This window comes from Paenibacillus tundrae, assembly GCF_030812775.1.
Taxonomy (GTDB): domain Bacteria; phylum Bacillota; class Bacilli; order Paenibacillales; family Paenibacillaceae; genus Paenibacillus; species Paenibacillus tundrae_A.
In genome coordinates this window covers 53,013-65,908 of sequence record NZ_JAUSTI010000013.1, presented here as the reverse complement: position 1 = coordinate 65,908, position 12,896 = coordinate 53,013, and the positions used below count along the sequence as shown (strand labels likewise).

Annotated in this window: 10 protein-coding genes; 1 reads left to right on the top strand and 9 read right to left on the bottom strand. The window is 47.4% G+C overall.

Annotated elements, in window-relative coordinates:
• The first annotated feature begins 684 nt into the window (after positions 1–684).
• The gene (locus J2T19_RS20540) at positions 685–897 is read left to right on the top strand and encodes a hypothetical protein (protein WP_056697491.1); all 213 of its coding nucleotides are present in this window, start codon (positions 685–687) and stop codon (positions 895–897) included.
• Here the strand turns inward: J2T19_RS20540 and J2T19_RS20535 are convergent.
• From J2T19_RS20535 to dnaB, 9 genes are all read right to left on the bottom strand, one after another.
• Complete coding sequence (locus J2T19_RS20535; RefSeq protein ID WP_056697493.1) at positions 866–1,672, bottom strand: MBL fold metallo-hydrolase; 807 nt, start codon at positions 1,670–1,672, stop codon at positions 866–868. The genes J2T19_RS20540 and J2T19_RS20535 overlap by 32 nt on opposite strands.
• Before the next feature lie 6 nt (positions 1,673–1,678).
• Positions 1,679–2,422, bottom strand: coding sequence for a two-component system regulatory protein YycI (gene yycI / locus J2T19_RS20530; RefSeq protein WP_307219203.1), 744 nt, complete (start codon positions 2,420–2,422; stop codon positions 1,679–1,681).
• Positions 2,423–2,683: 261 nt separating this feature from the next.
• Positions 2,684–3,964: a YycH family regulatory protein gene (locus J2T19_RS20525; protein ID WP_307219022.1), complete on the bottom strand. Its 1,281-nt coding sequence runs from the start codon at positions 3,962–3,964 to the stop codon at positions 2,684–2,686.
• Positions 3,948–5,798 carry a cell wall metabolism sensor histidine kinase WalK gene (walK, locus tag J2T19_RS20520; protein WP_307219020.1) on the bottom strand — a complete coding sequence of 617 codons (1,851 nt, stop codon included), beginning with the start codon at positions 5,796–5,798 and terminating at the stop codon, positions 3,948–3,950. Before walK ends, J2T19_RS20525 begins: the two co-directional genes overlap by 17 nt.
• Positions 5,798–6,517 (bottom strand): response regulator YycF, encoded by a 720-nt coding sequence (gene yycF / locus J2T19_RS20515; RefSeq protein ID WP_056697501.1) that lies wholly within the window; start codon positions 6,515–6,517, stop codon positions 5,798–5,800. Before yycF ends, walK begins: the two co-directional genes overlap by 1 nt.
• Before the next feature lie 327 nt (positions 6,518–6,844).
• Positions 6,845–8,377 (bottom strand): M23 family metallopeptidase, encoded by a 1,533-nt coding sequence (locus tag J2T19_RS20510; protein ID WP_307219017.1) that lies wholly within the window; start codon positions 8,375–8,377, stop codon positions 6,845–6,847.
• Positions 8,378–9,011: 634 nt separating this feature from the next.
• Positions 9,012–9,725, bottom strand: a complete 714-nt coding sequence (locus J2T19_RS20505) for a hypothetical protein (RefSeq protein ID WP_307219016.1) — start codon at positions 9,723–9,725, stop codon at positions 9,012–9,014.
• Between the two features lie 184 nt (positions 9,726–9,909).
• Positions 9,910–11,196 (bottom strand): adenylosuccinate synthase, encoded by a 1,287-nt coding sequence (locus J2T19_RS20500; RefSeq protein ID WP_307219014.1) that lies wholly within the window; start codon positions 11,194–11,196, stop codon positions 9,910–9,912.
• Between the two features lie 337 nt (positions 11,197–11,533).
• Positions 11,534–12,895, bottom strand: coding sequence for a replicative DNA helicase (gene dnaB / locus J2T19_RS20495; protein ID WP_128104214.1), 1,362 nt, complete (start codon positions 12,893–12,895; stop codon positions 11,534–11,536).
• Position 12,896 lies beyond the last annotated feature (1 nt).

The following is a 12,896-nucleotide window of genomic DNA, read 5'->3' as shown; positions in this document are numbered from 1 at the left end:
GGCGAGTCAATGCTCCCGAAACAGCTTTCTTTCAGAAAGCTCTGAGCTCCGCCTCTCCAGCTTTGATCTGTGTCCTCCATTACGTGCGTGGCGTAAATACCAGCTCTTTCCCCATGCTTTTTTGCATTTCCCAAAATCTTTTTTTGCATATCGCTGCACTCCCAAGTACACGAAATGAAGCGTCTATGTACTACAGAATGGGTCTCCCATTCTGCCAGTGACTCTATCAATCAAGCTCTCGCATTTATTTGATATACCAATACACTCACCAGTTCGCTCACATTCCAGCCTATTTCCAAGTGCTCCTTATATACTAAACACGTTATATCTGAAAAAGTTGCATAAATACGAAGAATAACGTAAATTTCTGCTAAATTGTAGCTAACGATAAAGATCCATACTATATCTATCACCACAAAATCCCGTTCGCTAAGCGTATATTTACCCTTTCAGGCAAACTTTTTCTCATCCGATAGGCTACTGTTTCAGCATACACGCCCTCTTCTTTCATTTATAGCGGCAAAAAGAGGAATGTTTTCCAACCAGCCTGACTACAATAATAGTAAAAGGTTGTTCAAAGGAGAATTCGAAGGTTCATAGAATTGCGTCTTCAAAAAGGGTAGCAGGCATTCTTCGTAATCAAAAGTGGACTTTTTGAACAACCACTAGAAGGAGGATTTACTTATGGAACGCACACGTACACTCACAGCCATGGAAGAGGTTCATATGGCGGCCAAGCTGGCCGATCTCAAAGAAGAGCATTACCGCAATACATTAGCCCTAAGCACCATCATTGAGCTGCTCGTGGACAAAGGCATTCTAACCCGCGAGGAAGTAGAGCGCAAAGCCGCTGAGCTAGACAGCTTTATGGCTCACCCACCCTATCCCATGGTGTAGGACGGTCATAATACGTATCACAGAGTTTGAACTCATGATCCCGATAGAAGCATCCACGACTCTCCATCGCATCGCGCACGGTCATTTTCGCCAGATCCATCATATTATGATCCCGGCTGAGATGTGCAAGATACGTGCGCTTGATGCGTCCGTTCATCAATTCACTGAGTGCTGCCCCTGCTGCTTCATTCGACAAATGCCCGATATCGCTTAAGATTCGGCGCTTGGTATTCCACGGATAACGTCCCATCCGCAACAATTCGACGTCATGATTCGATTCGAGCACGAGCACGTCAGAATTCGAGATAGCATCGCGAACCTTGTCGCTCATATAGCCCAGATCGGTCGCAACAGACAGCTTTTCGCTTCCATCATCGAATGTGTACCCTACAGGTTCTGCTGCATCGTGCGAGATACCGAAGGATTCCACGCGGAGCGAGCCAAAATCATGCTTCTCACCCGTCTCGAAGATCCGCCGGTTCTCCTCTGGAATTGCCCCAACCGACTTCTCCAGCGCCGCCCACGTATTCGTGTTTGCATAGATTGGTAAATTATATTTCCGAGACATCGCGCCTAGTCCTTTAATGTGATCGGAATGTTCATGTGTGACCAGAATGCCGTCCAGCTCTGTTCCTGCGATCTCCCGTTCCTGAAACAGTGCATCCAGTCGCTTCGCACTAAGGCCTGCATCAATCATAAGTGACGTGCCTCCATGCTGTATGACTGTGGCGTTTCCTGTAGAACCACTAGACAATACGGTAAAATAAATCCCCATAACTCATTACTCCCCTGGTTTATCTGTCTTGGGACTGAATACATCCCCACTGATGCCCTGCACGTACAACACTTCGCCACTTTCCAGCACGAATCGCCATGCCGGCATCGCAACTTGTAGATCTGAATTGAACAACTGGCCGTAATAGCCAAGCTGAATATCTTTGACAATAGAATCATTGGGCAAAAAGTTCTCGATCAGCGTACCCAGCGCCTTCGACGCCGGAAGCACCTGCTGCTCGCTCTCCTCCGCTGTCGTAATCTTCACCGGAGTCTGAAGGTAACCTGTGATCTTCTGATCGCTGTAGAATAGCTCCAGACTGACATTGAAGAGCGGCCATTTGCTATCCACCAATGGATGAAGGACAAATGCCCCATCCTCCGCCATCAGTTGATCCAGCCGAAAAGTACCGATCTGCGGAATCTCATCTTGCAGCGCATCCTCTAGCTCACTTTGTGAGAAGATTAGCTTGCTGTCTACAGGCTGTTTCAGCTCAATACGGATACCTGCCTCGTCCTCTTCTATAAATTCATAGGACAGCTTCGGTAGCTTCGGTGTTTCATTAGGGATAGGAGCGAGCACCTGAATCCCCTTCTCTTCCATCGCCTGCTGTGTATTATCCGCCAGCGAGGTGAAGTCCAGATTGGCTCCGGCCGTCTCCCGTGCATCCATCCAGATCTGATACCCCAACACTAGATTCAGTAACAGAAAGGCATAGATTAATACATTTTTCGCCCGTCCCCAATCCAAAACATTCACCCCCATCAGTTAACTAAATGAAATACTTGATTGCTAACGAACTCCACACACCTTATTAGCTCTATTTTCCGCAAGTTTAAAATTTAACGAAGCCAAGAGACGTTATTTCATGCATTCATAGATTTTCTATCGGTTTCCATCCGCAATCTACGAAAATAGCATCGCTGAGATTCGTTAAATTCTGCTTTCTAAGCAGATTGGCCATATAAGCTGTTTCAGATTCGTTAGCTCTCTGCCCAACCCTACGAACCATTAAGAAACCGTTGTTTCCTCACCGTTGCCGAAGCGAATCACCCATACCGGGATCAGCTTAAGTCCATCCTCAATCGCAGACGTTCGATACGCTGGATACACGTCCACAACCTCGCGATTCGCTCCAGCTACCTTTTGAATAAGTGCCTTCAGCTTGTCCCCTCCAGGCAGCTTGACCGACTGTTTCGTCTCCGTACCTTCGTTCAGATACTCTAGTGAACGCTCGTAGCTCGATACGGTCTCCTGCCGCATTTCCATGTTGATCGTACCGAAACGGAATTGCATCGAGTCCATAATCGGAAAGCTACCGTAATATTGCTGGAACTGAAGCTGTGTTTTGTTATCCGCTGTCTTCAGCATCAGACGGGACCGTCCTTTCCAGCCCCCATGCTGATTGACAAAATCAACTGCAGATAAGGCGTCCTTGGCCGCATCGATCTGCCCCGCAGGGGGTGCAGCTGGATCGGTATAACTAATCCATCGCTGATCCTGCTTCACTTGCAAACTCCGTTTACTATCGGTGTAGATCTCTGACCCATCCTTTTCCCGAATATTCCGGGTCATGCTAGGGTCGAAGAACAAGCTGCGCTGCATCTGCTCTACCGTAAACTGGCTTGTTGGCATACTCGCCTCAATCGTCTCAATCGCTCCGGAGGGAATATAATAGCGACCATCCATCAGCGTATAAGGCGTCCAGTTGCTGCCGAAGTCCACATGCTGCTGCACATCCTGTACCGTTAGGTCAGCCTGCGTAGCCTCGTAAACAACATCTCCCTTAGCGCTGAAGAATAGTGCATGCGCCTTGGTTTCATTTTTGGCGGTATAGATTGAAATTCGGTTAATGGTCTCTCCCTGGAAGAGGGAATCCGTGCCTAGTCGCATCACGCGCTGTAACAAAGCCACTGGAATACCCTCCTTGAAAGACAGCTCAAAGCCAGGGTTGTCCTTCCGAATCTGATTCCAGTTCACAGACTGCACACTACGACGTTGAAAATCATCGAACGTTCGCCCCTGCAGCCGTGAGAAGATCAATTGATAAAATGTATTGCCTGGGTAAAACACAGTATGTTTATCCTCACCTAGATGAATAATCATCTGGTCCGGAAAAATTAATTCTTCAATGTTACGCTCTTGACCCATATTCTCGGTCTTTACATAATTCGTTTCAGATGTCACAACCGAATCCCCACCGCCTGGTAGACGGTAGATTAGGAAATAACTCTGAACTAAGCTGGCAACAACGAGTGTGGTAAGCACCAGTGATTTAATCCGTTCCTTCACGGTGCTCACCTCCTTCATCACGCATCGGCAATGTGAATGTTACGGTTGTCCCAACGTCCAGCTCTGATTCAAGCGTAATACTGCCGTCATGCGCTTTTACAATTTCCCGGGCAATGGATAGCCCAAGTCCTGTTCCGCCCATACTACGCGAACGAGCCTTATCTACACGGTAAAACCGTTCGAATATCCGATCTAAATCCCGCTGTGGGATGCCCATGCCCGTATCCGATACCGAGATTGCGAGTGTCTGATCACCCGTTTTGCGTGCTGCAATCGTAATCGTACCACCTTCAAGTGTGTACTTCAGCGCATTGGATACCACATTGTCGAGCACCTGATCAATCTGATCCCGATCCAGCGGTACCGCAGGAAGGTCTCGTTCCACTGATAACACAGGCTGAATATCCTTTTGATGCATCTGGAATGAGAATCGATCCGTCACTTCCTCCAGCATCTCCAGAATATCCGTAGGTTGCTTCCGCAGAAGGGCCTCTTTGGAATCCAGTCTGGAGAGATGTAGCAGATCTGTAACCAGGCGGATCATTCGCTCTGTCTCATTCTGGATCACGCCTACGAAGCGCCCAGCGAGCTGTGGATCTTCAAGTGCACCATCATCAAGCGCCTCGGCATAGCTCTTAATGGTGGTTAGCGGCGTACGCAGCTCATGGGATACATTCGCCACGAATTCACGCCGGGATGCTTCCAGCTCTTCTTGTTCCGTGACATCCTGGAGCACCGCAATCGTTCCCGTAATCCCTAACTCACGCCTGTGAACAGGCGTAAACGTCATACGAATGACAACAGGCTCCTCCTGACCCGCAGGAGCGATCTGCAACAGGGTTGAACCTGTGAAGCCACTCGCGAGTGCTTCCGCGTCCTCAGGATCGATACCGAGCAATACAGCGAAGTGCCTGCCCTCAATATCTGCCGGACGCATTCCCAGAATGCTACTTGCACGGCGATTGACTAGAATGACTTTGCCATACTCGTCTGTTGCAACTACACCATCACTCATATTGGTCAGAATAGAGGTCAGCTTCTCCTTCTCCTCTTCATTCTGAGAGAGTGCATCACGCAGACGGCTGGTCATATAGTTAAATGCGCGGCTGAGCTGGCCGATTTCATCTGTGCCGAATACAGGGGTCTGTTGGTCAAAGTTACCTTCAGCCACCGCTGTTGCCCGCCTCGTCACTTCCTTAATCGGTTGTGTAATCGTATGGGATAGAATAACGCCGAGCACCGCTGTTAACACAAGGGCTATGAGAATGCCCGAGATAAAAATCTTGTTAATGCCCTCCATGGTGGCATATAACTCATTCATCGAAGCGGCAATATATACCGCGCCGATGATCTTGCCGCCGGATAATACCGGCTTGGCAACCACCTTTTTGCGGACATTGTCCTCGTCAACGATATATTCCTCATTGTCTCGAATGCCCTGCAACGCACGGCTGACAACGGTCTGTGTATTTTTACGCCCAACATAGTCTGAATGAGAGCTTAGTGAGGTGGTCAGCACCTTACCACTGGCGTCCAACACTTGAATCTCTGCCCCGTTAATGTTGAACAAATTGTTCACCAGTACGCGCAGATTTTCCGTTTTGTCTTCGCCAGCCTCCACTTCGCCGCCAGCCATCGTCTCTCCCACCAGCACCGACAGCATCTCCGCTCTCGCCTGTAGATCCTCGGTGAAGTTACTAGTTAGAGAATTCTTCATCGCGCTGACAAAATAAACGCCAATCAATTGCATCGCAATTAGAATCAGCAGTACATATATGATAATTAGCTTCGCCTGAATCGTTCGGAAGAACGAAAATTGCGAGAATCGCCCCATTATATCCCCACGCTTTTGGGACTACGCACCAGATAACCTAATCCACGGCGCGTCAGAATCGTCTCCGGTTTGCTCGGATTCTCCTCAATCTTCTCACGCAGACGACGGATCGTTACATCCACAGTACGCACATCCCCAAAATATTCATATCCCCATACGGCCTGTAACAGATGCTCCCGTGTCATCACCTTGCCCGAATGCTTCGCCATGTAATAGAGAAGTTCATATTCGCGGTGGGTCAGATCCAGTGGCTCTCCGCCTTTGTACGCTGTATACATGTCCATATCAAACACCAAATCGAACAGCCGCATAACCTGCTTCTCATCCTCTTGCGCTTCCGTTGCAATAGCCGGCTTCTGCCTTCTGCGCATCTGTGCCTTCACCCGTGCAAGCAGCTCTCTTGTGCTGAAAGGCTTCGTTACATAATCATCCGCACCCAGCTCCAGACCGAGCACCTTATCAATCTCGCCGTCCTTCGCGGTCAGCATGATGATTGGCATTTCCAGATGTGCACGCACCTCACGGCATACATCCATCCCATCCTTGCCTGGTAACATCAGATCGAGTAGCATGAGATCCGGTTTCTCGGCTAACGCCAGTTCGACGGCGCGAATCCCATCGAAAGCGCAGATGACCTCATATCCCTCTTTTTCCAAATTAAACTTCAGAATGTCTGCAATAGGCTGTTCATCGTCCACGACCAAAATCTTCCCCTGCATCGACTGTATTCACCCCTGTATCCTGCTTGATCCGCGTATGCGGTCTATCTCTTTATATAAGTTGTTCTGTCATCATCGTTAGTTGTTCATCTTAGTTGTCTATCCTATTAAGTGGAACATATATAGTTTATCATACCTGAACCAGCGTCACATCCCGATTGGCAATCGATCAGTGGTAAAATGAAATTTTTTTACAGTTCTGAAGTGCTCCATAGAAAAAAGGTCAGCCTAGGCTGACCTTCATGACAAGGGAAATTCACTATATCCATACAGGCATATCGATGAATTTTCCTTTTATATAACTACTAGCGAGTTTTCAGACACGACCTAGTTCAAATAAGTCATCGGATTCTCTGCTGTACCGTTCTTGATGATCTCGAAGTGCAGATGTGTGCCCGTCGAGCGTCCAGTATTACCCATTACACCGATACTCTCGCCCTTTTCGACAATCTGTCCAACTTTAACACCAATACTGTTCAGATGTCCGTATAATGTTTCGTACCCGTTACGATGGTTAATGATAATAACATTGCCATAACCGCTCTTCTGTCCAGCAAACGTCACGACACCTTCATCCGAAGATTTCACATCCCGGTTCCCAACAAGGTCTACACCTTTGTGCTGACGACCCCAACGTTCACCGAAGCTGCTGCTCATCGTTGCCCCGGAGACAGGCCATGCGAATTCGCCCGTACCTTCGCCAACTACTTTCGTACCGCTAAGAACGACTTCGGTCACTGCTGACTTAATCACTTCCTGGCCTAGCCATTCCTCTTGAACGACTTCACCATTTTCTTTCGTTATCCGATATTGCATATTTTTCAAGCCGCTTTGACCTGGACGTACCACTTTGGTTGTCCCCGCTTTTAGCTCAGCACTTTTACGTACTTCAACCTGTGGCTTGATCTCGATCTGTTCAACAACTTGTTCGACTGATTTCACAGTAACCGCCGGTTTGGGAACGGTCAGTGTCAGCTCGTCCCCAATTTGCATAGACGTTTCTTTAATGCCAGGGTTATTTTTGCGAATCTCACTTTGTGTAAGCTCGTATTTGGCAGCGATGGAAGAGATGGTATCTCCTTCTCGTACCACATAGGTTACAGGCGCGTCTTTACCGACCGTTAATGCTTTAACCGCCTCAGAGACATCCCATATTTTGTTTGGATCTGCCTTAACTGCATCCGTCTGCACATCTTCTTTGATATCTACGGATTTCAGCGTTGTACTCGGCCCTTCGGCTTTCTTCGAAGCGTTCGCCGATACCGACTTCGTCTTGAGCGAGCTACGCACAGCCGATGCCGATATGTATTTGCTTTGCACTTGTTCAAGAATCGCATCTGCTGTTGCCTGATCCTTCACAATGCCGATGACTTCACCGTTGACCTTCAGCTCCACGCCTTTAGCGTAAGCCGTAAGCATATCATCGAGTTTATTCAGTGTTTCATCACTGTTAATCTCCGGTTTATATGCTTTTACCGTTTCGGTGGTAATGCCGTCCGTATTAAGGACCATTTCCGCTTGTGGATATTTATTTTGGTATTCCTCTGTTTTGTCTGCAAATAGTTGCTGTAATTGCGCTTCGTCTGTAATGCTGCCGATAGCCTGCCCTTTGACGATTACGTTATAATACGGAACCGTGTTGGCTGCAACATACTGTTTCCCTGCAAATCCGATCGATGCAGCAATAAACAATCCACATGCTGTTGTGATGATCCATTTGCGCGAGGCTTGAACGCGCTTCTGTTTAACACTGAAGTTGGACATGCTCATGTTGTTTTTGTCTTCGGCCGTCCGGTGTTCCCCGGATTGTTCGTGTTCCCGGTTTTTGCCCGGTTGGCGTATGCCTCTGAAACCTTTCATGATTCTCTCCTTTTCAGCACTTCTAGGCTCGCATTTCTGTCAAGACATCACCCATCGTGTGTGTCTCATGTTTGTTGATCTATCTATCTGGGTGTCCGCAAATCAGGACTTTAGCTGCGCTCGTAAAAGTGTCAAAATTTTAACCTTTTGTCGCACCCGTATACTTTAACACAGGTTTTACACACATTTCAACTGTAGCCATCACAGCGCAAAGCCGCGCCCCGCTTGGTTTTCCTGTATTATCCATATGGTGGCAGGTCATTTGGGCTTCATTCTTCCCCTTCACATTAAGAATACTATGTAATTCTAATCACTTTTTATGACTAGGTTCTAAGACCCACCGAAATATGACTTCTCTTTCATAAAAACACAACCTGAAAATCCCTCGCCAGATGAACTCTGATAAGGGATTTTATATCGCAACCTGCTATAGGATGCCTTAATATTAAGGCCAGTTATGCCAAGTAATTTCTTCCACCATTCGATAAGGTATCATCTATATATGAAACACTACTTTTGGTTACGACACTAGAGCACATACCTTCTTGGATTTCTTATATATTCCAGCAGGTTTGGTGTATTGCCTCGATAATCTCAGATCGGAAGAGCAACATCCCTCGTTCTACCCTACAGCTCACTCTGCTTGAAGCACTTCCATCAAGTTATCGTATTCTTCACTGGTCAGATACTTCGAGATTACCTGCTCTATGTCACGTAATTCCTGCTCGGTCAGCCCGCCCTCCATAGCACCGGAGATTTGTTGCATTTCCTTCTGGGGTAACTTAGCCATCAATAAGCTGAAGATTTTCTCCTTATCCTCCAGCGGCAATTTATCCTTCACACCTGTGATGTCATCTGGGGATACAACAATGGCATCATTACCTGTCGGTGCAGTTCCATTAGAACTTCCACCTGTCGTTCCACCTACGTCTGCACTAACATCTGGGTCTGACCCATTTCCTCCACTCCCATCCGAATCAGAACTGGTCGATGCATTCGATTGGTCGTCACCCAGAGACACCTCGGTATCACGCTCTGTGCTTTCAGAATCTCCATCTGTTCCATTTCCCATTACAGAAGTGGCATTCTCCGGCACCTGTTCTTCTTCTGCTCCTGTAGGCTGATCTGGTGGTTCAATCTCTGTCTTCTTGTCCTCTCCAGATTTTCCACCGAGCATGCCTTGAAATATAGCTGCTAACCCTAAAGGTTGACCTTCCCACTGAATATTAAAACTTGCAAGCAGCGATTTAGCATAAGACTGTACAATTAGTCCGGTCGTCAGCAAGGTCAGTGCACTGACCAATACAACGGTAAGCACCATTTTTACAAACCATTGAAGCAGCTTCATTTCCGATCTCTCCCTCCAATTTCCCATCCGTTCATCTTGCTTACTTCGGGTCTATCACTCTACTGTTAATCAGTATTGACGGAAATCAGAGGAATATAATCGGTTCTTATCATTATGAAGTGTTGTGTATACAAAAAAACCTCGGTGACCGCTAAAATAGCGACCACTGAGGCTTCAACAATGCTTACTCGTAAATTGGAAGTACTTGATTCGTTTGTTCACGGTTACGACCAACAGAGAAGATCGCAATCGGAATACCCGTCAACTCAGATACACGTTTTACATAGTTCTGTGTATTTACAGGCAGATCCTCAAGCTTCTTCGCTCCAGTGATATCCTCACTCCAGCCTGGCATTTCTTCATATACCGCTTCACATTCTGCCAGCATTTTGAGGCTTGCTGGGTAGTGAGTGATAACCTCACCGCGGTATTTGTACCCTGTGCAGATTTTAACGGTGTCTAGACCTGTCATAACGTCCAGTGAGTTCAAGGACAGACCTGTAATACCGCTAACACGACGAGCGTGGCGAACGACAACGCTATCGAACCAACCTACACGGCGCGGACGTCCAGTTACCGTACCGTACTCGTGTCCAGTCTCACGAATTTGGTCACCAATCGCATCATGCAACTCCGTTGGGAATGGGCCATCTCCTACGCGAGTCGTATATGCCTTAGCTACCCCAATCACTTGCTGAATGCGGGCTGGGCCTACACCAGAACCGATACATACGCCGCCTGCGGATGGATTGGATGAAGTTACGAATGGATACGTTCCTTGATCCAGATCGAGCATCACACCTTGTGCGCCTTCAAACAATACTTTTTTGTTCTCATCGATATATTCATTGAGCACAACAGATGTATCACGTACATAAGGACGCAAGATTTCTGCGTATCCCAAGTAATCTTTCAGAATCTCTTCCACATCGACAGGTTGACCGTTGTAAACCTGCTCGATGATGCGGTTTTTCTCTTTAACCAGATGACGCAGCTTGAGTTCGAAATCTTCCGCATCAAGCAGGTCGACCATCCGAATACCGATCCGAGCTGATTTGTCCATGTAAGCTGGTCCAATACCTTTACCGGTTGTACCGATTTTGTTTGGACCTTTGCTCTCTTCTTCCAGTGCATCCAATACCATGTGGTATGGCAGGATGACATGTGCGCGTTCACTGATGGACAGGTTCTTCGTTGTAAAGTCATTATCATGAATATAATTAATTTCTTCAATAAGTGCCTTCGGGTTGATCACCATACCGTTACCGATTACACACGCTTTGTCCGTGTAGAAGATACCCGATGGAATCATCGTTAGTTTATATTTTTTGTTGTCGATCAGAATCGTGTGCCCTGCATTGTTACCACCTTGGTAACGTGCAACCACGTCTGCCGTTTCTGCTAAATAGTCCGTAATCTTACCTTTACCTTCGTCTCCCCATTGCGTTCCCACTACAACTACCGTTGACATAGTACATACCTCCGTGGGTGCCTTGCGCACCTTTGTATTGGTCTGTCCGTCCTCTATCTCGGCAGGAATTTAAGTGAAAAACACCAGCGGAGAAGCGTGCTAACGGACAGTGAAAATTTCCTTCAATTTACATCCGAAGGAAGGTTTTCGCTGCTTTAACGCAGCAGTATTAGTGTACCAGTACCCATTTTCAAAGTCAAATCAAATAGCGAACAATTAGATATAGTAAAACTATAATGTTCGGAATTTACGCTATATTTCGACGCAAAAAACCGGCGAAGCCAGTCAAATCATGTCTGACGGCTAACCCCGGTTCCTTATCGTACGTGTTCATATCCTACATGGCGAAGGCGTCATTGTGTGCCCTCTCGTAGTTTACGAATTTATTAAAGTTCTTCAAGAAGACCAATTCGACTGTACCTACCGGACCATTACGCTGTTTAGCAATAATAATCTCGATAATATTTTTCTTTTCAGTTTCCTGATTGTAATAATCGTCCCGGTACAGGAACGCTACGATGTCAGCATCTTGCTCGATCGATCCCGATTCCCGCAAGTCACTCATCATCGGACGTTTATCCTGACGTTGCTCTACGCCCCGGCTCAGCTGAGACAAGGCAATAACCGGAACTTCCAGTTCCCGGCCAATCTGTTTCAGTGTACGTGAAATCTCGGATACCTCTTGTTGACGGTTCTCTCCAGCTTTACCACGTCCACTAATGAGTTGCAAATAGTCGATTAGAATCATGCCAAGGCCTTTTTCCTTTTTGAGACGACGGCATTTGGCACGGATATCGGCCACCGTAATCCCTGGCGTATCATCGATATAGATATCTGCTTCGTTTAGCGCAGCGATACCCATCGTTAGCTTCTGCCAGTCCTCATCACCTTTAAATTCACCCGTACGCAGAACTCCCGCATCTAGATTGGCTTCCGCACAGATCATCCGTTGTACAAGCTGTGCGGCTGACATCTCCAGACTGAAGATAGCTACCGTCTCTTGTGCACGAATACCTACATTCTGAGCGATATTTAAGGCAAAGGCTGTCTTACCTACTGAAGGACGCGCAGCTACAATAATCAAGTCACTACGCTGGAATCCGGCAGTCATTTTGTCGAGATCGATAAATCCGGACGGGATACCCGTCGTGGTTCCACGGTTTTGATGCAGCGTCTCGACTTTATCGAATACCTCCATGAGTACATCCTGAATGGCGATAAAACCGCTACTGGAACGCCGGTTAGAGATCTCCAAAATGCGCCGTTCTGCCTCACCGAGCATGGCAGCAACGTCTTCACCGCCAGTATATCCTTCGCTAACAATCTGCGTAGCTGTACGAATCAGACGACGCAGCATCGATTTCTCTTCAATAATCTGAGCGTAATAGTCTACGTTCGCGGCTGTAGGTACACCATGGGCCAGCTTAGCCAGATAACTAACGCCGCCGATGTCCTCAAGCTCACCTTTATCCTTCAGAAGCGAAGTCAGTGTCACGAGGTCAATCGGTTGATTTCCCTCACCCAGCTGAATCATCGCTTCAAAAATTAATTGATGTGGCTTGTCATAGAAATCCTCGGTTTGCACCCGTTCCATCGCTGTAATCAGAGCTTCGCCCTGCAACAGGATTGCACCCAGCACAGCCTGTTCGGCCTCCAGGTTCTGTGGGGGAATCCGGTCGAATAACATTTCGCCGCCCATC